Consider the following 20,235-nt stretch of genomic DNA (forward strand, 5'->3'; position numbering starts at 1 on the left):
CATGGAAACTCTGCTGACCTTGAAAGTCCTGCACGTCGCGGCCACGGTCCTGCTCCTGGCTTGCGGTGTAGCCCTTGCCGTCCTGGCCTGGCGTAAACGCAGCGAGGGACCGGCCAGCACGCTGCGGCGTCCCTGGCTGTTGGCCTGGTGCGTGGTGCTGGTCTGCATCCTGAGCATGCCGTTCACCGGCTGGTGGCTGGTTCACCTGGTGGGCTGGCCGTTGGGGCAAAGCTGGCTGTTGGGCTCCAGCGTGATCTACACGGTGGCGACGCTCTGCGTTTTCTGGCTGCTGGCAAGGCTCAATCGTCTGCGCCTGGGCAGCGGTGGCGGCAGCAGGTTTACCCTGGCATTGGCGATCATCGGTGGCGTCGGCTTCCTGTCCATTGCCGCACTGATGGGTGCCAAGCCGATTTAAGCGACAGGGACGGTCATGAAGATCCTACTGGTGGGAGGCGGCGGTTTTATCGGGCGCCATCTGCTGCGAGCGTTGCACAGCGCTGGTCACTCGATCATCGCAACCAGTCGTGAACCCCAGGCGCCAGGTTGGCCCGGGGTTGAATGGCGGCAGCTGGATCTCGGCGTACTGGCAGGCAACCCTGAACACTTTGACCTGCCCCTGGACGTCGACTTGCTGATCAACGCGGCCGGCCTGCTCAGCGTCGACACCCAGGCCCTGAGCCTGGTCCAGGATCGTGGCGCGCGAGCGCTGTTCGACCAGGCCGCGCGCCGCGGCGTCCGGATCCTGCAGATTTCCGCGCTGGGCGCGAGTGCGCAATCGGACGTGCCGTTCCTGGCGAGCAAAGGCTTGGCCGACGAATATCTTTGTACGCTGGACAGCGTATCGGTGGTGCTGCGGCCGTCATTGGTGGTGGGACCAGGCGGCGCGAGCAGCGGCTGGATGGAAGGCCTTTCGCCGTGGCCATTGATTCCCTTGCTGAATCTTCAAGCGCGCATCCAGCCTGTACATGTCGATGATCTGGTGGGCGCGGTGCTCGCCCTGCTGCGGCAATGGCCGACCGAGTCGGTGGTGTTGCCGCTGGTAGGACCGGAGCCGATGACGCTGGCCCGACTCATCGATCATCTGCGCGCCGCCCAAGGTTGGGCGCCGGCCCGCTACACCAAGGCTCCTGCGCTGTTGACTGGACCGGGTAGCCGGCTGGGGGATCGGTTCGGCTGGCGGGCGTTGAACAGCCAAAGCCTGGCCTTGGCACAACGGGACAATCTGGCCGACCCCGCGGCACTCGCGTCAATCTGCGGGTATTACGTCGCCCCTGTACAAACCCGCTTGCAGAATTGGCCGAACGCAGCCCAGAGCAGCCTCAGAGCGATCCGCCCGCTGATGCTCGCGGTACTGGCGATCATCTGGCTGGGTACCGCCATCGTCTGCCTCGGCCCCGGCTATGATTGGGGCGTGCGTATCATGGCCGAAGCCGGTGTCCACGGCGCCTGGGCGAAGCTTGCGGTAATCGCCGGCGCGCTGTTTGACGGCGCGCTGGGCCTGGGCATGCTATTCAAGCGCTGGCGCCGCCAGGCATTGCGGTTGCAGTTGGGATTGATGCTCGGCTATACCCTGTGCATCAGTTTTATCCTGCCGCACTATTGGTTTGACCCTTATGCGGCTGTCGCCAAGAACCTGGTGCTGATAGTCGCCACTTTATGGCTGCTTTGGACTGAACCGCGCCGATGAGCATTTACCTGCTGCTGAAAACCCTGCACATCCTGTCTTCGACCATCCTCTTCGGCCTGGGCGCCGGGTCCGCCTACTATGCGCTGCGGGCCTGGCGCAGCGGCAAGCTTGAAGTCATTGCCGTCACCTTCAAGCATCTGGTCTTCGCCGATTGGGCGTTCACGGCCACCACGGCCGTGTTCCAGCCGCTGAGCGGCCTGGCCCTGATGCATGTGGCCGGCTGGCCCCTGCAACAGAGCTGGCTGATGTGGAGCATCGGCCTTTATTGCCTGGCGGGCGTCTGCTGGCTGCCGGTGGTCTGGTTGCAGATCCGCGTGCACAAAATGGCCGAGCAAGCCTTGCAGGACGGCACGCCCATGCCGCTCAAGGCCAGCACCTACATGCGCTGGTGGTTCGCGCTGGGCTGGCCGGCGTTCCTGGCGTTCATGGTGATCTTCTACCTGATGGTGGCAAAGCCTGCGTGACAGGTCAGTTGCGCAGGCTGATCACCGGCCAACCGCGTTTCTCGGCCTCGGCCCGCAGGTTCGGATCCGGATCGACCGCCACCGGGTGCGTCACTGCTTCCAACAGCGGCAAATCGTTCATCGAGTCGCTATAGAAGTAGCTGTCGTCCAGCGAATACCCGGTCTCCTCCAGCCAGCGGTTCAGCCGGGTCACCTTGCCCTCGCGGAAACAGGGGATGTCGGTGCTGCGCCCGCTGTAGCGACCGTCGATCATTTCGCATTCGGTGGCGATCAGGGTTTCGACGCCCAGACGCTCGGCAATCGGCGCGGTGACGAAGCGGTTGGTGGCGGTGATGATCACCAGCTTGTCGCCGGCATCACGATGTTTCTTCAGCAGCTCGATGGCTTGGGGCAACACGATCGGCTCGATGCAGTCGCGCATGTACTCGAGATGCCACTGCGCCAGCACCTTCATCTCGGTACGGCCGAGGATCTCCAGGCAGAAATTCAGGTACGCGGCGTTGTCCAGCTTGCCGGCCAGGTAGTCCTGGTAAAACTCATCGTTGCGCGCCTTGTAGGTGACGGCATCCAGAAACCCGCGCTCGCAGAGGTAATCGCCCCAGGCGTGGTCGCTGTCGCCGCCCAGCAGCGTGTTGTCCAAGTCGAATAAAGCCAGCCGCATTGCAGTTACTCGCTGAAATTTCTTGAGAAAGGCGCCCAGAATACGGACTTTTCACAAGAGTGCACATAAGGTGGGCAGCCTCGTTGCTGCTTTCACAACCTTTGTGGAACAATGCGGCGACATGCGTTTGCGAGGTTGTTGCCGTGATCGATCCCGATGGTTTCCGTCCCAATGTGGGGATCATTCTTACGAATGATGCCGGACAGGTGCTATGGGCTCGCCGTATCAATCAAGACGCCTGGCAGTTTCCACAGGGCGGGATCAACCCCCAGGAGACGCCGGAAGAGGCTTTGTACCGCGAGTTGAACGAAGAAGTGGGGCTGGAGCGAGAGGATGTCGAAATACTCGCCTGCACCCGAGGCTGGTTGCGCTATCGTTTGCCGCAACGCCTGGTCCGCACGCACAGCCAACCGCTGTGTATCGGCCAGAAGCAGAAATGGTTTCTCCTGCGCCTGATCTCGAACGAGCAGCGGGTGCGGATGGATTTGACCGGTAAACCGGAATTCGATGGCTGGCGCTGGGTCAGTTATTGGTATCCGTTGGGCCAGGTGGTGACATTCAAGCGCGAGGTGTATCGACGCGCTCTCAAAGAGCTTGCCCCGCGCCTGCTGACGCGCGACTGACGACGGAGTTCGACCCCGAGCCATGCTCAATACGCTGCGCAAGATCGTCCAGGAAGTTAACTCCGCCAAGGATCTCAAGGCGGCGTTGGGGATTATTGTATTGCGCGTCAAAGAGGCCATGGGCAGCCAGGTCTGCTCGGTCTATCTGCTGGACCCCGAGACCAACCGTTTTGTGCTGATGGCGACCGAGGGCCTGAACAAGCGCTCCATCGGCAAGGTCAGCATGGCGCCCAACGAAGGTCTGGTCGGCCTGGTCGGTACCCGGGAAGAACCCCTGAACCTGGAAAACGCCGCCGATCACCCGCGCTATCGCTACTTTGCCGAGACCGGCGAAGAGCGCTACGCATCGTTCCTCGGCGCGCCGATCATTCACCACCGCCGCGTCGTCGGCGTATTGGTCATCCAGCAAAAAGAGCGCCGCCAGTTCGACGAGGGCGAAGAAGCCTTCCTCGTGACCATGAGCGCGCAACTCGCCGGCGTTATCGCCCACGCCGAGGCCACCGGCTCGATCAGCGGCCTGGGCCGCCAGGGCAAGGGCATCCAGGAAGCCAAGTTCGTCGGCGTGCCGGGTTCACCGGGCGCGGCGGTGGGCACTGCGGTGGTCATGCTGCCGCCCGCCGACCTCGACGTGGTGCCGGACAAGACCATCGCCGACATCAATGCCGAACTGGGCTTGTTCAAGACCGCCATCGAAGGCGTGCGAGCCGACATGCGCGCCCTGTCCGCCAAGCTGGCGACGCAACTGCGGCCTGAAGAGCGCGCGCTGTTCGATGTCTACCTGATGATGCTTGACGATGCCTCCCTGGGCAGCGAAGTGACCACGGTCATCAAGACCGGCCAATGGGCCCAGGGCGCGTTGCGCCAGGTGGTGACCGACCACGTCAACCGTTTCGAACTGATGGACGACGCCTACCTGCGCGAGCGCGCCTCCGACGTCAAGGACCTCGGTCGCCGCCTGCTCGCCTATCTGCAGCAAGAGCGTCAGCAGACCCTGGTCTACCCCGATAACACCATCCTGGTGAGCGAAGAGCTGACCCCGGCGATGCTCGGCGAAGTGCCGGAAGGCAAGCTGGCGGGCCTGGTCTCGGTACTGGGCTCGGGCAACTCCCACGTGGCGATCCTGGCCCGGGCCATGGGCATTCCCACCGTGATGGGCCTGGTGGACCTGCCGTATTCCAAGGTCGACGGCATCCAGATGATCGTCGACGGCTACCACGGCGAGGTCTACACCAACCCCAGCGACGTGTTGCGCAAGCAGTTCGCCGATGTGGTGGAGGAAGAGAAGCAACTCTCCCTGGGCCTGGATGCCCTGCGCGACCTGCCGTGCATAACCCTCGATGGCCATCGCATGCCCCTGTGGGTCAACACCGGCCTGCTGGCCGATGTGGCCCGGGCGCAGAAGCGTGGCGCCGAGGGCGTGGGCCTGTACCGCACCGAAGTGCCGTTCATGATCAACCAGCGCTTCCCCAGCGAAAAGGAACAGCTGGCGATCTACCGCGAACAATTGTCCGCGTTTCATCCGCAACCGGTGACCATGCGTAGCCTGGACATCGGCGGCGACAAATCGCTGTCCTACTTCCCGATCAAGGAAGACAACCCGTTCCTCGGCTGGCGCGGGATCCGCGTGACGCTCGACCATCCGGAAATCTTCCTGGTCCAGGCCCGCGCCATGCTCAAGGCCAGCGAAGGCCTGAACAACCTGCGCATCCTGTTGCCGATGATCTCTGGCACCCATGAGCTGGAAGAAGCCCTGCACCTGATCCACCGGGCCTGGGGCGAGGTGCGCGACGAAGGCACCGACGTACCCATGCCGCCGGTGGGCGTGATGATCGAGATTCCGGCAGCGGTGTACCAGACCAAGGAACTGGCGCGGCAGGTGGACTTCCTGTCGGTAGGCTCCAACGACCTGACCCAGTACCTGCTGGCCGTGGATCGCAACAACCCACGGGTGGCCGACCTCTACGACTACCTGCACCCGGCCGTGCTGCAAGCCTTGCAGAACGTCGTGCGCGACGCCCATGCCGAGGGCAAGCCGGTGAGCATCTGCGGCGAAATGGCTGGCGACCCGGCGGCGGCGGTGCTGTTGATGGCGATGGGCTTCGACAGCCTGTCGATGAACGCCACCAACCTGCCGAAAGTGAAATGGATGCTGCGCCAGATCAACCTCAGCAAGGCCCAGGAGCTGCTGGCGGAGCTGATGACCATCGACAATCCGCAGGTGATCCATAGCTCCTTGCAGTTGGCGCTGAAAAACCTCGGGCTGGCGCGGATGATCAACCCGGCTTCGAACAAGACCCTCTGAATCCTGCGGCGAGCATTTGTGGCGAGGGAGCTTGCTCCCGCTGGCGGGCGAAGCCCGCCCAAAAGCTTTGGGTCTACTTCGTAGCCCAGCGGGAGCAAGCTCCCTCGCCACGGGGTTATCGGCGGCATTAAACGAGCAGCTCCACCTCCCCCAAATGCCCCCCATGCGGCCCGAAACTGCGCTCGACCATCTGCCGCGTCCCGTCAGCATTAACGATCAGCGCCGTGCTCGCCCGCGTCCCGTAGGCCGGGCTGGCGATGAACACGCTCGACAGCAGCATTTCCGTGGACAGTCCCACGCCGGTGTCCGGCAGCTCGGCCACCGGGGCCGGTTGCGGATCGCTCAACAGCGCCAGCAGCGCTTGGGGTTGCGGGTCATGCAGCACCTCACTCAACGCCGTCCGGGCCTTGAGCAATTTCGGCCAGGGCGTGTTCAACCCGGCGTTGGACAATCCGTAGATCCCTTCGGCCAACGCCTGCGGGCGTGTATCGCGTGCGTTGTAGTGCCAGAGTTCGACGCCGTCGCCCAATAACAGGTTGAAGCCACCGTACTCGGCGGCGCGCGGCACGATTTCGCTCAGATAATCGACGATCGACAGATTCCCGGTCAGGAACCGCGCCACCAGTTCGCCGCGGGACTTGAACGCCGGGAGCTGGCCCGGGTCGCGGATGTTGGTCAGCGCGGCAAAGCGGCCCCCGGCGCCGACCCCGAGCCAGGTGCCGCCCGCTTCCAGGTCGCGACCGGCATGCACGTGCGGCGCGTCAGGCCATTGCGCCAGTGGCAGCGTCGGGCGCGCATAGAACTCGTCGCGGTTGGCCGCCACGATCAGCGGCTGGGCGTGGCCGGGCCGCCAGGCAAATACGATCAGGCACATCAGGTTGTCCTGTTAAAAATCCGAGCTCCGCTTTCGTGCCTACTCTACCCACACATCACCAACGCATCCATCGCCTTCAGTGGAGCCCAGGCCCCTCGATCCGTTACCATGCCGCTCTTGTTTGCGATGGTCGAGGCGACGCTGGTGGAATTTCTGCTTTATCTGCTGCTCGGCGCCTGTGCCGGTGTACTCGCCGGGCTATTTGGCGTCGGCGGCGGGATGATCATCGTCCCGGTGCTGGTGTTCAGTTTCACCTTGCAGGGTTTCGACCCGCAGGTGTTGACGCACCTGGCTGTCGGTACGTCCCTGGCATCGATCATCTTTACCTCGGTGAATGCCGTACGCGAGCATCACCGCAAAGGCGCGGTGCGCTGGCAGATCTTTACCTGGATGACCGTCGGGATCCTGATCGGTGCCGGTTTCGGCGCCATTACCGCCGAAGCGATCTCCGGCCCGCATCTGCAAAAAATCATCGGCGTATTCGCCATGCTCGTGGCCCTGCAACTGGCGCTGGATTTCAAGCCGAAGGCCAGCCGTACCGTGCCGGGCAAGGTCGGATTGGGCCTGGCCGGCACGGTTGTCGGCTGGGCCTCGGCGATTTTCGGTATCGGCGGCGGTTCGCTGACCGTACCGTTCCTGACCTGGCGCAGCGTGCCGATGCAACAAGCGGTGGCGACTTCGTCGGCCTGCGGGCTGCCCATCGCCCTGGTCAGTGCGTTAAGTTTCATGATTCTGGGGTGGCAGGATCCGCTGTTGCCGCCCCATAGTCTCGGTTTTGTATATTTGCCGGCACTGCTGGGCATCGCCCTGACGAGCATGATTTTCGCCCGTTTCGGCGCGCGACTGGCCCATCGCCTGTCGCCGCGCTTGCTCAAGCGGCTATTCGCCGCTTTGTTGTTCAGTGTGGGCTTGAGTTTCCTGCTCTGACGCAATCCTGGCTTAATCCCGAGGTGGCAGCTTCGCCCGGGTATTTTTGACGTTCACGAGGAATATCAATGCTGCCTTACCCGCAGATCGATCCGGTTGCCCTGGCCATCGGCCCGCTGAAAATCCACTGGTACGGTCTCATGTACCTGATCGGTATCGGTGGTGCCTGGTGGCTGGCCTCGCGCCGGCTCAACCGGTTTGACCCGACCTGGAACAGAGAGAAGCTCTCGGACCTGGTGTTCTGGCTGTCCATGGGCGTGATCGTTGGCGGACGCCTGGGTTATGTACTGTTCTACGATTTGAGCGCCTACCTGGCCAACCCGACGCTGATCTTTGAAGTCTGGAAGGGCGGCATGTCGTTCCACGGAGGCTTCATCGGCGTGATGCTGGCGGCGCTGTGGTTCGGCAAGCGCAACAACAAGTCGTTTTTCGAACTGATGGACTTCGTCGCACCGATGGTGCCGATCGGCCTGGGCGCCGGGCGCATCGGCAATTTCATCAACGCCGAGCTGTGGGGCAAGCCGACGGACGTGCCGTGGGCGATGGTCTTCCCGCCGTTCAGCGACCCGGCCCAACTGCCGCGCCACCCGTCGCAGCTGTACCAGTTCGCCCTGGAAGGCGTGGCACTGTTCCTGATTCTCTGGTTGTTCTCGCGCAAGCCGCGGCCGACCATGGCGGTGTCGGGCATGTTTGCGCTGTTCTACGGGATCTTCCGTTTCATCGTCGAGTTCGTCCGCGTACCGGACGCCCAGCTCGGCTATCTGGCGTGGAACTGGCTGACCATGGGCCAGGTGCTATGCCTGCCGATGATCATCGGTGGCCTGGCGCTGATCTGGCTGGCCTACAACCGTGCACCGGCTGCGGCGGCCAAGGTTTAAAATTCGGACCCCGGAGCGCTGGCCCCGGGTTCAAGGACACAGGTAACTCATGAAGCAATATCTCGACCTGGTGGCGCACGTCATCAAGAACGGCACCAAGCAAGCCAACCGCACCGGCGTTAACACCATCAGTTTCCCTGGCGCGATGCTGCGCTATGACCTGAAGGAAGGCTTTCCCGCCATCACTACGCGCAAGATGGCCTTCAAGTCGGCGATCGGCGAGATGTGCGGTTTCTTGCGTGGCGTGAACAACGCCGCCGAGTTCCGGGCACTGGGCTGCAAGGTCTGGGACCAGAACGCCAACGAAAACGCGCAATGGCTGGCCAACCCGTTCCGCCAGGGCGAGGACGACCTGGGCGAGATCTACGGCGTACAATGGCGCAAGTGGCCGGCCTACAAGCAGATCCCGCTGAGCAACCCGGCCGCCATCGAGCAGACGCTGGCCCAGGGCTACCGGCAGATCGCCGAAGGCGAAGAAAACGGCCAGGCCTACGTGGTGCTGTACAAGGCCATCGATCAGGTTCGCCAGTGCGTCGACACCATCATCAAGGACCCGGGCAGCCGGCGCATCCTGTTCCACGGCTGGAACTGCGCCCAGCTCGATGAAATGGCCCTGCCACCGTGCCACCTGCTGTATCAGTTCCATCCGAATGTCGAGACCCGGGAAATCTCCCTGACCCTCTACATCCGCTCTAACGACCTGGGCCTGGGCACGCCGTTCAACCTCACCGAAGGCGCCGCGCTGCTAAGCCTGATTGGTCGCCTGACCGGTTATACGCCGCGCTGGTTCACCTATTTCATCGGCGATGCCCACGTCTACGAAAACCACTTGGACATGCTCAATGAACAGCTCACGCGCGAGCCGTTCCCGATGCCCCGACTGGTGATTTCCGAGCGCGTGCCGGAGTTTGCCAAGACCGGCGTGTACCAGCCCGAGTGGCTGGAGCAGGTCGAACCGAGCGACTTCTCCCTCGAAGGCTACCAGCACCATGCGCCGATGACCGCGCCGATGGCGGTCTAGAAAACACCACCATCCCTCTGTGGGAGCGAGCCTGCTCGCGAAAGCGTCATCACATACGAATATTTATGTGACTGATCCACCGCTTTCGCGAGCAGGCTCGCTCCGACTTGGTTCTCCGTTATTTCAAAATCAGGTCAATGCCCATGACTCCTGCCCACATGTGAATGCTCCACCTCCGGCGCCACCGCCCCGCTCACCTCCAACCGTTGCAAGATCCCGCACTGCTCAAGATCCGGCCCTTCGCCACAGCGATGGCGCAGGTCAATCAGTTGCGCCTGCAAGGCCTGCAGGCCGTCGATGCGCGCCTTGACGTGGTGGATGTGTTCGTCGATCAGTGCGTTGACGCTCTCGCATTGGTCCTGGGGGCTGTCGCGCAGGGCCAGCAGGCTGCGGATTTCCTCCAGAGTCATATCCAGGGTCCGGCAGTTGCGGATGAACGTCAGCCGCTCGGCATGGGCTTGGGTGTAGACGCGGTAATTGCCCTCACTGCGGGCCGGTTCCGGCAGTAAACCCTCACGTTCGTAATAGCGGATGGTCTCGACCTGGCAGTCGGTGATTTTCGCCAGTTCGCCAATCTTCATCGGATGAACTCCAAATAGGTGCTTGACCCTATAGTGGCTACAGGGTCTTTACTGCGCAACAGGCACTTTTCACGGACGTAACCCGATGAACGATTCCATCCATACACCCCGACCCGCCCATGGCCATGAGCACGGGCACTCCTGCTGCTCATCCAAGGCAGCGCCGGCGGTAGTCACGCTCGACAAAACGCCGACGGACGGTGCGCGGCTGAGCAGTTTCCGCATCGAAGCCATGGACTGCCCCACCGAACAGACTCTGATCCAGAACAAGCTCGGCAAACTTGAAGGCGTGCAGCGACTGGAATTCAACCTGATCAACCGCGTGCTGGGCGTAACCCATGACCTGCCCAGCGACACGCCGATCATCAAGGCCATCGAATCCTTGGGAATGCAGGCGGAACCGTTGACGGCCGGCCAGGACAAACCGACTCACACCCCGCCCGCCCCAGTCAAACCATGGTGGCCGCTGGCGTTGTCCGGCGTCACGGCATTGGGCGCCGAGGTGATTCACTTCACCAACGCGGCGCCGAACTGGGTTGTCGCGTTGGTGGCGCTGGTGTCGATCCTCAGCGGTGGCCTCGCCACCTACAAGAAGGGCTGGATCGCCCTGAAGAACCTGAACCTGAACATCAACGCCCTGATGAGCATCGCCGTGACCGGCGCGGTGTTGATTGGCCAATGGCCGGAAGCGGCGATGGTGATGTTCCTGTTCACGGTCGCCGAACTGATCGAGGCCAAGTCCCTCGACCGCGCGCGCAACGCCATCAGCGGCCTGATGCAGATGGCGCCGGAACAGGCCACCGTGCAGCAGGCCGATGGCAGTTGGCAGGTCCAGGAAGTGAAGAGCATCGCCCTTGGCGCGCGGGTGCGGGTTCGCCCCGGTGAACGCGTCGGGCTGGATGGCGATGTGGTCGCAGGTCGCTCGACCATCGACCAGGCGCCGATCACCGGGGAAAGCCTGCCGGTGGACAAGACCGTGGGCGACAAAGTGTTCGCCGGCACCATCAACCAGGCCGGCGAACTGGAATACGCCGTGACCGCCGCGGCCGATCAATCCACCCTGGCGCGGATTATCCATGCCGTGGAGCAGGCCCAGGGCGCCCGGGCACCGACCCAGCGCTTCGTTGACCGGTTCTCGACAATCTACACCCCGGCGGTGTTTGCCCTGGCCTTGGCTGTGGCCGTCATCCCGCCGCTGTTCATGGGCGCAGTCTGGTTCGACTGGATCTATCGGGCGCTGGTCCTGCTGGTGGTCGCCTGCCCGTGTGCGCTGGTAATTTCCACTCCGGTGACTATCGTCAGCGGCCTGGCGGCAGCGGCGCGCAAAGGCATCCTGATCAAGGGCGGCGTGTACCTGGAGGGCGGCCACAAGCTCGATTACCTGGCCTTGGACAAGACCGGCACGATCACCCACGGCAAACCGGTGCAGACCGATTACCTGGCACTCGACCCGAGCGTGGAAACCACCGCACCGGCCCTGGCCGCCAGCCTCGCGGCGCGGTCGGACCATCCGGTGTCCCGGGCGATTGCCCACGCGGCTGTGGATAAACAACTGGCGCAGCAGGTTGTGGATAACTTCGCGGCACTTGCCGGGCGCGGCGTTCGCGGCGACATCGGCGGCCAGACCTATCACTTGGGCAACCATCGCCTCGTGGAAGACCTGGGCCTGTGCTCTCCCGAGCTGGAAGCGAAACTCTTCGCCCTGGAAAAACAAGGCAAGTCCGTCGTGCTGCTGCTCGACAGCACCAGGCCTCTGGCGCTGTTTGCCGTGGCCGACACCGTCAAGGACTCCAGCCGCGAAGCGATCCGGCAGTTGCATGACCTGGGCATCAAGACGCTGATGCTGACCGGCGACAACGCCCACACCGCCGAGGCGATTGCCGCACAGGTAGGCATGGACCGAGCCCACGGCGACCTGTTGCCGGAAGACAAGCTGCAAGTCATCGAGAAGCTCTATGCCGAAGGTCACCGGGTCGGCATGGTGGGCGACGGCATCAACGATGCCCCGGCCCTGGCCCGCTCGGAAATCGGCTTCGCCATGGCGGCGGCCGGCACCGACACCGCCATCGAGACCGCTGACGTCGCGCTGATGGACGACGACCTGCGCAAGATTCCCGCCTTCATCCGGCTGTCGCGGCAGACGTCGAGCATCCTCAAGCAGAACATTGCCCTGGCGTTGGTGATCAAGGCGATATTCCTTGGGGTGACCTTCGCCGGGTTCGCCACCATGTGGATGGCGGTGTTTGCCGACATGGGGGTGAGCTTGCTGGTGGTATTCAATGGGTTGCGGTTGTTGCGCAAGTAAAGATTGACGGTGACTGGAAGGGCCCTATCGCGAGCAAGCTCGCTCCCACAGTGGTTCTTTGTTGCTCATAGAATATGTGTTCACTAAAGATCCCTGTGGGAGCGAGCTTGCTCGCGATGGGCTGCGCAGCAGGCCTTATTGGGGCCGCTTCGCGGCCCAGCGGGAGCAAGCTCCCTCGCCACAAGGGCAGCGAAGGCTGCCGTGTCAATCACGCTTGGGCTCGCGGATCTTGTACCAGGCCACATACAGCGCTGGCAGGAACAGCAGCGTCAGCAGCGTGGCGACGATGATCCCGCCGATCATCGCGTAGGCCATCGGGCCCCAGAACACTTCCCGGGCGATCGGGATCATCCCCAGGCTCGCCGCCGCCGCCGTCAGCAGGATCGGCCGGCGCCGGTGCTCGGTCGCTTCCACCACCGCATCCCAGGGTTCATAGCCGTCACGTTCATATTCGTCGATCTGGGTCACCAGGATCACCGAGTTACGGATGATGATACCGATCAGCGCAAGGATCCCGAGGATCGCCACAAAGCCCATGGGCGTGCCCGTCGGCACCAGCGCCAGGACCACGCCGATCAAGCCCAGGGGCGCGACACTGGCCACCAGGAACAATTTCTGCACGCTGTGCAACTGGATCATCAGGAACGTCGCCATCAGGAACAGCATCAGCGGCACCACGCTGGCGATCGGCCCCTGGGCCTTGCTGCTTTCCTCCACCGTGCCGCCGGTGGCGACCTTGTAGCCTACCGGCAATTTGGCGGCGAACCTGTCGATGTCCGGTTGCAGTTGCCGCACCAGGTCCGTCGGCTGGATTTCATCGCGCACGGCAGCCTTGATGGTGATGGTCGGCTTGCGGTCGCGGCGCCACACCAGTGGTTGTTCCAGCTCGTAGCGCACCGTGGCAAACGCCAGCAGCGGGATCGAGGTCCCGCCCGGTGTGACGATCTGCAGGTTCTGCAAGGTTTCCGGCGAACCGCGCTCGGCGTCTTCGGCGCGACCCACCACGTCGATCAGGTAGATATCGTCGTTGACCTGGGTCACCGGCGAGCCGCTGACAATGCTGTTCATCAGCCGGGCCACGTCATCCGAAGACAATCCCAGTTGCCGCGCCTTGTCCTGGGCGATGTCGATGCGCAGTACTTTGCCCGGCTCGTTCCAGTCGTAGATGATCTCGCCAATGTGCGAGTTCTTGTCCAGTTCGGTGGCAAGCTCGATGGCATGCTTGCGCACCTGGTCGATGTCCTTGCCGCTGACCCGGTACTGGATCGGCCGGCCGACCGGCGGGCCCATTTCCAGCGCCTGCACGTAGCTGCCGATGCCGACGAAATCTTCACGCAGGCGCTTTTGCAGGCGTTCGCTGAGGGCCGCGCGTGACTCCAGATCCTTGCTGACGATCACCAGTTGCGCGTAGTACGGGTTCTGCAGTTGCTGGTCCAGCGGCAGGTAGAAGCGAATGGCGCCTTCGCCGATGTAAGTGCTCCAGCGCGCGATGTCCGGGTCGCCCTTGAGCGTAGCTTCCAGACGATCGACCGCCTTGCGCGTCTCGTCCATCGAGGCGTTTTGCGGCAGGTTGAGGTCCACGAGGATTTCCGGGCGGTCCGAGGATGGGAAGAACTGGTTCTGCACGAAGCGCATGCTGAATACCGCCAGCGCGAACAGCAGCACGGTGATGCCGATCGCCCACCAGCGATTGCGCATCGCCCACAGCAGGCCACCGTTGAACGCCCGTCCGACCCGTCCCGGCTCGTTGCTATGGGGCTTTACGTCGGCGCTGAGAATGTGCACGCCGATCACCGGGGCGAACAGCACCGCGACGATCCAGGACACCAGCATCGCCACGGCAATCACCGCGAACAGGGTGAAGGTGTATTCGCCGGCCGAACTGGCGTTCAGGCCGATGGGCACAAAACCGGCCACGGTCACCAGGGTTCCGGTGAGCATCGGAAAGGCGGTCGAGGTATAGGCGAACGTCGCGGCTTGATCCTTGGAATCGCCTTTTTCCAGGCGCGTGACCATCATTTCCACCGTGATCATGGCGTCGTCCACCAGCAGGCCGAGGGCGATGATCAATGCACCGAGGGAAATCCGCTGCATGGTGATGCCGCTGTATTCCATGAACACGAACACCATCGCCAGCACCAGCGGGATCGAGCAGGCCACCACCAGCCCGGCGCGGATGCCGAGGCTGATGAAACTGACCACCAGAACGATGATCACCGCCTCGAACAAGGCGCTGGTGAAGCCGCCGACGGCTTCCTCCACCACTTCGGCCTGGTCCGACACCGTATGCACGCCGACCCCCACCGGCAGGTCCGCGGTCAGTTCGTCCATACGCGCATGCAGCGCCTTGCCGAACTCCTGGATGTTGCCGCCCTTCTTCATGGCAATGGCAAGACCGATCGCCGGCGTGCCGTTGAAGCGGAACATCGGCGTGGCGGGATCGACGTAACCACGTCGGATGTCGGCGATATCGGCGAGGCGATAGAAACGATCGTTGAGGCGCAGGTTGACGTTGGCCAGGTCCTTTTCCGATTGGAACTGGCCGGACGTGCGCACGGAGATCCGCTCCGGCCCGGCGTCGATCACCCCGGCCGGGGTCACGGCGTTCTGCGACTGCAGGCTCTGCACCACCTGGCGCTGGTCGATGCCCAGTGCGGCGAGTTTGCGCGTGGAAAAATTCAGGTACAGCACTTCGTCCTGCTCGCCGACCATTTCCACCTTGCCCAGGCCGGGCACGTCGCGGATTTCGGCGCGCACCTGTTCGACATAATCGCGCAACTGACGCATCGACAGGCCGTCGCCGGTAAAGGCATACACCGAACCGTACACGTCGCCGAACTCATCATTGAACCCAGGGCCTTGCAAGCCTTCAGGGAAATCGCCACGAATGTCATTGATCTTCTTGCGGACCTGGTACCAGATCTCGGGGATTTCCTCGGCGCCGGTGGTATCACGCAGATACACGAACACCGTCGACTCCCCGGGCCGGGTGTAGCTCTTCACATAATCGAGGGAATCGAGCTCTTCGAGTTTTTTCTCGATGCGGTCGGTGACCTGCTTGAGGGTTTCCTCCTGGGTCGCGCCGGGCCAGCGGGTCTGGATGACCATGGTCTTGATGGTGAACGACGGGTCTTCTTCGCGGCCCAGGTTCATGTATGAGAACACGCCCATCAGCAATGCGACGAACATCAGGTACCACACGAAAGACTGATGCCGCAGGGCCCATTCGGATAAGTTGAAAGGCCCTTTCATCGTGCGTCCTCGTCGAGTTTCACTTTTTGCCCCGGCTGGAGACTGTTCACCCCGGCGCTGACCACGCGGTCGCCGGGCTTGATGCCGTTGGCGACCAGGACCGAACCGGCCGATCGCTCGATAATCTGTACTTCTCGTGGCGAGACTGTCTGGCTCTGCGGGTCGATCAGCCAGATTCGCGCCTTGCCGTCGACTTCCTGCAGCGCGCTGAGCGGCAGCTCGATGCGCGGTTCGATGGCCGAGCTCAGGGTCACGCTGATGGCGGTGCCCAGGCGAAAGCCCGGCGGCGTATCGGTCAGGGTCAGGCGCGCGCGGCGGGTACGGGTGGCGCTTTGCGCCTGAGGCTCGATCTCGCGCACGATGGCCGTGGTGCGGGTCGCCGGGTCGAGTTGCGCGGCGACTTCGAACACCACATCCTCGGGCAGGCGCTCGGCCAGCCCGGCGGGCAAGTCGATCACCGCTTCCTTGACGTCCGGGCGCGCCAGCGTCACTACTTGCTGGCCGGCGGTCACCACCTGCCCCGCCTCGGCCGTCCAGGCAGTGACGACCGCGTCATGGTCGGTATGCAGTTCGCTGTAGTTGAGCTGGTCGCGGGCCTGTTCCACCGTGGCCTTGGCCTGTTCCAGGGAGGCCGCGGTGGTCTTCAGGTCGGTCTGGGCGATGTCCAGTTGCGCCTGGGCACCGACGCCACGGTCGAACAATTGCTGCTGGCGACGGGCATTGGCCTGGGCATTGATGTACTGCGCCTCGATCCGCGCCAGGTCGCCCTGGGCGGCACGCAACTGGTTCTGCTGGTCGGTGGGGTCGAGGGTCGCGAGCAGGTCGCCCTTCTTCACTTCCGCGCCGACATCGACGTTGCGACTGGCGATGCGCCCCGGCACACGGAAACCCACGTTGGTCTCGTAGCGCGCCTGGATATTCCCGGCGAAGCGTCCCAGGGCCTGCTGGTCCAAGGCCCGGACCTCAATGGACAACACCGGCCGCACCGGCTCCGGCGGTGCTTCTTCTTTCGAGCAGGCGGCCAGCAGCAGGCCGGCCGCGACCATCCACAGGCGCTTCATGGCTGGGCTCCCGTCGGGTTTTTCTCATAGCTGTTTTCAGCGATCTCGACGCGCATGCCCGGATGAAGCAACTGCCCGCCGGCAATGATGACTTTTTCGCCGCCCTTGAGCCCGTCGCTGACAATGACCTTGCCGGTCAGGTAGCGGCTGACGGTGACGTTGTGCAATTGCGCCTTGCCCTCGCCGTCCACCAGCCACACGGCCGGATTACTGAGATTCTTGGTCAGTGCCGACCAGGGCAGTTCCACGGCGGTTTTTCCTGCGGATTTGGCGGTGGCGCTGACCACCGAACCCAGGCGCATGCCTTCGGGCAAGTCGTTGAGCGTGACCTTGACCTGCACGGTGCCGGTCTCGGCGGACACCGCCGGGGTGATCTCGCGCACCGTACCGGTAGTCTTGATGGCAGGGTTGTCGAGCAGGCTGATGACAATGTCCGGGGCCGATGGTGGTTCGCTCAGCAGCGACTCGTAGATGTTGAACACCGCGTCGCGCTCGCCGTCCCGGGCCAGGCTGAAGATCGGCTCCGTGGCCTGGACCACCTGGCCCACTTCGGCCTGGCGCGCGGTGATGATGCCCGGCGCCTCGGAGATCAGCGCGGTGTAGCTCAGCTGTTCGCGGGCATTGGCCAGTTGTGCCTGGGCCGCCGCCAGCGCGCTCTGGCTGCTGCGCAGTTGTGCCTGGGCCGCGTCGTATTCGCTCTGGCTGGTGTAGCCCTTGGGCAAGAGCTTCTGCTGGCGCACAAATGCCGCTGCACTCTGCTTGACCCGCGCCTGTTCGGCGGCCACCTGGGCCTCGGCGGAATCGACGTTGGTCTGCAGGTCCCGCGGGTCGAGCCGGGCCAGCACTTGCCGGGCCGAGACCCGGTCGCCAACGTCGACTTTGCGCTCGATGATCTTGCCGCCGACACGAAACGAAAGGTCAGCCTGCACTCGAGCCTGGACATCGCCGGTAAGCGTCACCGAGGCGGCGTATTCGGAAGGTATGGCCTGCTGCACGAAAACCCGTGGCAAGGCTTTTTCCTCGGGCTTCTTGTCACCGCACCCCGTCAACACCGCACACACGCCCAAGCCAACAATCAATTTGATTCCGGGACCAGCCATGCAGACTCCTTTGCGTTGTACGGACGTACCAGTGACGATACGACTGTGAGCTTAGAACAGGGTTCACCGAATGCACAGGAATCGGGCAGACTCGTCTGTGACATCCATGTACGAAGGGAATTCGCATGCTCACGACCCTGGCGGTGGCCAACTACCGGTCCATCAACAAACTGGTTATCCCGCTGGGCAGGCTGAACCTGATCACCGGGCCCAACGGCAGTGGCAAATCCAACCTGTATCGCGCCCTGCGCCTGCTGGCGGAGACGGCGCAGGGTGGCGTGGTCAATGCCCTGGCCCGTGAAGGTGGGCTGGGTTCGACCTTCTGGGCCGGTCCGGAAGAAGTCAGCCGTCGCATGCGTAACGGCGATGTGCCTGTCCAGGGAATTGTGCGTCAGGGCAGCATACGTCTGCGCCTTGGATTTGCCGGTGAAAATTTCAGCTATTCGATCGCCCTGGGCCCGCCGGAGCTCAGCAGTTCGGCGTTTTCACTGGACCCTGAAATCAAGCGCGAATGCATCTGGGCCGGGCCGGTGTACAGGCCTGCCAGCCTGCTGGTGGACCGCAACGGGCCGATGATTCGCGCCCGCGAACGCCGTTCCTGGGACGTCTTGGCCCAACACACCCCGACCTTCGATAGCCTGTTCGACCAGGTCGGCAGCCTGCGCGCTTCGCCCGAAGTCTTGCAGATGCGCGAGTTCATTCGTCGCTGGCGCTTCTACGACTACTTTCGCAGCGACGCCGACGCCCCGGTGCGCCAGCCGCAACTGGGCACTCGCACCCCGGTGTTGCACCACGACGGACGCGACCTGGCTGCAGCGCTGCAAACGATTCTGGAGATAGGCGACTTCGAAGCCCTGCACGCCGCCATTGGCGATGCGTTTCCCGGGGCCCGATTGCACATCGACAAATTGCAGGGCGGACGTTTCGCCATCGCGTTCCAGCAACACGGCCTGCTGCGACCGTTGTCGGCCGCCGAGCTGTCCGATGGAACCCTGCGCTACCTGCTGCTGGTAGCCGCCCTCCTCACGCCGCGCCCGCCCTCGCTGATGGTGCTCAACGAACCGGAAACCAGCCTGCACCCGGATCTGTTGCCGGCCTTGGCGCGCTTGATCATCCGCGCTTCGGCCAATTGCCAGGTCTGGGTCGTGTCCCATGCCACACGCCTGATCGCCGCGCTGGAGCAGAATGAAAACTGCAATTGCATCGTGCTGGAAAAAGACTTGGGACAGACCGCAATCGTCGGGCAGCGGATGCTGGATGAGCCGGCGTGGCATTGGCCTGAATAAGTAGTGACTGACAAACCGCTTTCGCGAGCGGGCTCGCTCCCACAGTGGGTCAAAATGTGGCTGCCCCCCCGTGGCGAGGGAGCTTGCTCCCGCTCGGCTGCGCAGCAGTCGCAAAACCGGCTGATGCGGTCTGCCTGCAAAAACGCTGGGGCCTGCTGCGCAGGCCAGCGGGAGCAAGCTCCCTCGCCACGGGTAAGCCGTGTCGCTACACGATATGTTGAGCACAAAAAAAACGCCGACGCTGTATCAGCCGTCGGCGTTTGTAACTGCGAAAAGGTCTACCGCGCCGATCAGAACGCCGGCAGTACCGCGCCGCTGTATTTCTTCTCGATGAACGCCTTCACTTCCGGGCTGGTCAGCGCCTTGGCCAGTTTCTGGATGGCCGGGCTGTCCTTGTTGTCCGGGCGGGCCACCAGGAAGTTCACGTAAGGCGAATCCGAACCCTCGATCACCAAGGCATCCTTGGCCGGGTTGAGACCTGCTTCGAGAGCGTAGTTGGTGTTGATCATGTCAAGGTCGACCTGATCCAGCACACGCGGCAGCATGGCTGATTCCAGTTCCTTGAACTTGAAGTTCTTCGGGTTCTCGGCGATGTCTTTCGGCGTCGCCAGGGCGTTTTTCGGGTCCTTGAGTTTGATCAGGCCAGCCTTCTGCAACAGGATCAGGGCACGACCGCTGTTGCTGCCTTCGTTAGGGATGGCGATGGTCGCGCCGTCCTTCAGCTCAGCCAGGCTTTTTACCTTTTTCGAGTAGCCGCCGAACGGTTCGACGTGGACGCCGATCACCGTCACCAGGTTGGTGCCTTTGCCTTCGTTGAAGCTCTTGAGGTAAGGCAGGGTCTGGAAGTAGTTGGCGTCCAGACGCTTCTGGTCAACCTGTACGTTGGGTTGTACGTAGTCGGTGAACACCTTGATCTGCAGATCCACGCCTTCTTTGGCCAGGGCCGGCTTGATCAGCTCGAGGATTTCAGCGTGGGGTACCGGTGTGGCGGCCACAACCAGTTTCTCCGCCGCCTGGGCCAGGCCCGAGGTCAGGGCTGCCGCCAATGCGGTGAACAACAGAACCTTTTTCATGCAGTGTCCTTATCGAATATCACTGTCGTCACGGACGACGGCCAAATGTGGGTGTGCCAGCGAAGTGCTATCTCTGGCGTGATGCGGAAGATACCGACATTTTTTATGCCTTAACAATATCTTTTATTCAAGTTCATATT

Annotated in this window: 17 protein-coding genes; 10 read left to right on the forward strand and 7 right to left on the reverse strand. The window is 63.0% G+C overall.

The window, feature by feature from the left end; all coding sequences use genetic code 11:
* Position 1 precedes the first annotated feature (1 nt).
* Genes PSH78_RS25315 through PSH78_RS25325 form a run of 3 tightly spaced genes read left to right on the forward strand, consistent with a single transcriptional unit; the run spans position 2 to position 2,151 of the window.
* On the forward strand, positions 2-415 hold the full coding sequence (locus PSH78_RS25315) for a DUF2269 family protein (protein ID WP_305497562.1): 414 nt from the start codon (positions 2-4) through the stop codon (positions 413-415).
* A gap of 15 nt (positions 416-430) precedes the next feature.
* Positions 431-1,687, forward strand: a complete 1,257-nt coding sequence (locus tag PSH78_RS25320; protein ID WP_305497563.1) for an SDR family oxidoreductase — start codon at positions 431-433, stop codon at positions 1,685-1,687.
* Positions 1,684-2,151 (forward strand): DUF2269 domain-containing protein, encoded by a 468-nt coding sequence (locus PSH78_RS25325; protein ID WP_305497564.1) that lies wholly within the window; start codon positions 1,684-1,686, stop codon positions 2,149-2,151. The genes PSH78_RS25320 and PSH78_RS25325 overlap by 4 nt, the downstream gene beginning before the upstream one ends.
* Positions 2,152-2,155: 4 nt before the next feature.
* Here the strand turns inward: PSH78_RS25325 and PSH78_RS25330 are convergent, their stop codons facing one another.
* Positions 2,156-2,812: an HAD family phosphatase gene (locus PSH78_RS25330; RefSeq protein WP_305497565.1), complete on the reverse strand. Its 657-nt coding sequence runs from the start codon at positions 2,810-2,812 to the stop codon at positions 2,156-2,158.
* Between the two features lie 143 nt (positions 2,813-2,955).
* Between PSH78_RS25330 and PSH78_RS25335 the strand changes: the two genes are divergently transcribed.
* Positions 2,956-3,435 (forward strand): RNA pyrophosphohydrolase, encoded by a 480-nt coding sequence (locus PSH78_RS25335; protein WP_003186867.1) that lies wholly within the window; start codon positions 2,956-2,958, stop codon positions 3,433-3,435.
* Between the two features lie 22 nt (positions 3,436-3,457).
* Entirely contained in the window at positions 3,458-5,737 is a 2,280-nt protein-coding gene (ptsP, locus tag PSH78_RS25340) for a phosphoenolpyruvate--protein phosphotransferase (RefSeq protein WP_305497566.1), read from the forward strand.
* Between the two features lie 127 nt (positions 5,738-5,864).
* Here the strand turns inward: ptsP and PSH78_RS25345 are convergent, their stop codons facing one another.
* Positions 5,865-6,611 carry an NRDE family protein gene (locus PSH78_RS25345; protein ID WP_305497567.1) on the reverse strand — a complete coding sequence of 249 codons (747 nt, stop codon included), beginning with the start codon at positions 6,609-6,611 and terminating at the stop codon, positions 5,865-5,867.
* 144 nt (positions 6,612-6,755) lie between these two features.
* Here PSH78_RS25345 and PSH78_RS25350 point away from each other — a divergent pair, with 144 nt between their 5' ends.
* From PSH78_RS25350 to PSH78_RS25360, 3 genes are all read left to right on the forward strand, one after another.
* Positions 6,756-7,538, forward strand: a complete 783-nt coding sequence (locus tag PSH78_RS25350; protein ID WP_305501400.1) for a sulfite exporter TauE/SafE family protein — start codon at positions 6,756-6,758, stop codon at positions 7,536-7,538.
* Positions 7,539-7,606: 68 nt separating this feature from the next.
* Entirely contained in the window at positions 7,607-8,416 is an 810-nt protein-coding gene (gene lgt / locus PSH78_RS25355; RefSeq protein WP_305497568.1) for a prolipoprotein diacylglyceryl transferase, read from the forward strand.
* 49 nt (positions 8,417-8,465) lie between these two features.
* Positions 8,466-9,437, forward strand: a complete 972-nt coding sequence (locus PSH78_RS25360) for a thymidylate synthase (RefSeq protein WP_305497569.1) — start codon at positions 8,466-8,468, stop codon at positions 9,435-9,437.
* A gap of 134 nt (positions 9,438-9,571) precedes the next feature.
* Here the strand turns inward: PSH78_RS25360 and cadR are convergent, their stop codons facing one another.
* Positions 9,572-10,018 carry a Cd(II)/Pb(II)-responsive transcriptional regulator gene (cadR, locus tag PSH78_RS25365; protein ID WP_305497570.1) on the reverse strand — a complete coding sequence of 149 codons (447 nt, stop codon included), beginning with the start codon at positions 10,016-10,018 and terminating at the stop codon, positions 9,572-9,574.
* Between the two features lie 85 nt (positions 10,019-10,103).
* Between cadR and PSH78_RS25370 the strand changes: the two genes are divergently transcribed.
* Positions 10,104-12,323: a heavy metal translocating P-type ATPase gene (locus tag PSH78_RS25370; RefSeq protein ID WP_305497571.1), complete on the forward strand. Its 2,220-nt coding sequence runs from the start codon at positions 10,104-10,106 to the stop codon at positions 12,321-12,323.
* 204 nt (positions 12,324-12,527) lie between these two features.
* Here the strand turns inward: PSH78_RS25370 and PSH78_RS25375 are convergent, their stop codons facing one another.
* Genes PSH78_RS25375 through PSH78_RS25385 form a run of 3 tightly spaced genes read right to left on the reverse strand, consistent with a single transcriptional unit; the run spans position 12,528 to position 17,736 of the window.
* Positions 12,528-15,575 (reverse strand): efflux RND transporter permease subunit, encoded by a 3,048-nt coding sequence (locus tag PSH78_RS25375; RefSeq protein ID WP_305497572.1) that lies wholly within the window; start codon positions 15,573-15,575, stop codon positions 12,528-12,530.
* Positions 15,572-16,636, reverse strand: a complete 1,065-nt coding sequence (locus PSH78_RS25380; protein ID WP_305497573.1) for an efflux RND transporter periplasmic adaptor subunit — start codon at positions 16,634-16,636, stop codon at positions 15,572-15,574. The genes PSH78_RS25375 and PSH78_RS25380 overlap by 4 nt, the downstream gene beginning before the upstream one ends.
* Positions 16,633-17,736, reverse strand: coding sequence for an efflux RND transporter periplasmic adaptor subunit (locus tag PSH78_RS25385; protein WP_305497574.1), 1,104 nt, complete (start codon positions 17,734-17,736; stop codon positions 16,633-16,635). Before PSH78_RS25385 ends, PSH78_RS25380 begins: the two co-directional genes overlap by 4 nt.
* Positions 17,737-17,861: 125 nt before the next feature.
* Between PSH78_RS25385 and PSH78_RS25390 the strand changes: the two genes are divergently transcribed.
* Positions 17,862-19,022: an AAA family ATPase gene (locus tag PSH78_RS25390; RefSeq protein ID WP_305497575.1), complete on the forward strand. Its 1,161-nt coding sequence runs from the start codon at positions 17,862-17,864 to the stop codon at positions 19,020-19,022.
* 290 nt (positions 19,023-19,312) lie between these two features.
* Here PSH78_RS25390 and PSH78_RS25395 read toward each other — a convergent pair whose 3' ends face one another.
* Positions 19,313-20,095: a MetQ/NlpA family ABC transporter substrate-binding protein gene (locus PSH78_RS25395; RefSeq protein ID WP_305497576.1), complete on the reverse strand. Its 783-nt coding sequence runs from the start codon at positions 20,093-20,095 to the stop codon at positions 19,313-19,315.
* Positions 20,096-20,235 lie beyond the last annotated feature (140 nt).

This window comes from Pseudomonas sp. FP198 (genome assembly GCF_030687895.1).
In the GTDB taxonomy this organism is placed as follows: domain Bacteria; phylum Pseudomonadota; class Gammaproteobacteria; order Pseudomonadales; family Pseudomonadaceae; genus Aquipseudomonas.

What these genes read in the sequence shown, in the direction of transcription:
- PSH78_RS25370 (WP_305497571.1), top strand. Translation starts at nt 10,104, where the DNA reads ATGAACGATTCCATCCATACACCCCGACCCGCCCATGGCCATGAGCAC.
- PSH78_RS25315 (WP_305497562.1), top strand. Translation starts at nt 2, where the DNA reads ATGGAAACTCTGCTGACCTTGAAAGTCCTGCACGTCGCGGCCACGGTC.
- PSH78_RS25385 (WP_305497574.1), bottom strand. Translation starts at nt 17,736, where the DNA reads ATGGCTGGTCCCGGAATCAAATTGATTGTTGGCTTGGGCGTGTGTGCG.
- PSH78_RS25320 (WP_305497563.1), top strand. Translation starts at nt 431, where the DNA reads ATGAAGATCCTACTGGTGGGAGGCGGCGGTTTTATCGGGCGCCATCTG.
- PSH78_RS25330 (WP_305497565.1), bottom strand. Translation starts at nt 2,812, where the DNA reads ATGCGGCTGGCTTTATTCGACTTGGACAACACGCTGCTGGGCGGCGAC.
- lgt (WP_305497568.1), top strand. Translation starts at nt 7,607, where the DNA reads ATGCTGCCTTACCCGCAGATCGATCCGGTTGCCCTGGCCATCGGCCCG.
- PSH78_RS25360 (WP_305497569.1), top strand. Translation starts at nt 8,466, where the DNA reads ATGAAGCAATATCTCGACCTGGTGGCGCACGTCATCAAGAACGGCACC.
- PSH78_RS25375 (WP_305497572.1), bottom strand. Translation starts at nt 15,575, where the DNA reads ATGAAAGGGCCTTTCAACTTATCCGAATGGGCCCTGCGGCATCAGTCT.
- PSH78_RS25325 (WP_305497564.1), top strand. Translation starts at nt 1,684, where the DNA reads ATGAGCATTTACCTGCTGCTGAAAACCCTGCACATCCTGTCTTCGACC.
- ptsP (WP_305497566.1), top strand. Translation starts at nt 3,458, where the DNA reads ATGCTCAATACGCTGCGCAAGATCGTCCAGGAAGTTAACTCCGCCAAG.
- PSH78_RS25395 (WP_305497576.1), bottom strand. Translation starts at nt 20,095, where the DNA reads ATGAAAAAGGTTCTGTTGTTCACCGCATTGGCGGCAGCCCTGACCTCG.
- cadR (WP_305497570.1), bottom strand. Translation starts at nt 10,018, where the DNA reads ATGAAGATTGGCGAACTGGCGAAAATCACCGACTGCCAGGTCGAGACC.
- PSH78_RS25380 (WP_305497573.1), bottom strand. Translation starts at nt 16,636, where the DNA reads ATGAAGCGCCTGTGGATGGTCGCGGCCGGCCTGCTGCTGGCCGCCTGC.
- PSH78_RS25345 (WP_305497567.1), bottom strand. Translation starts at nt 6,611, where the DNA reads ATGTGCCTGATCGTATTTGCCTGGCGGCCCGGCCACGCCCAGCCGCTG.
- PSH78_RS25390 (WP_305497575.1), top strand. Translation starts at nt 17,862, where the DNA reads ATGCTCACGACCCTGGCGGTGGCCAACTACCGGTCCATCAACAAACTG.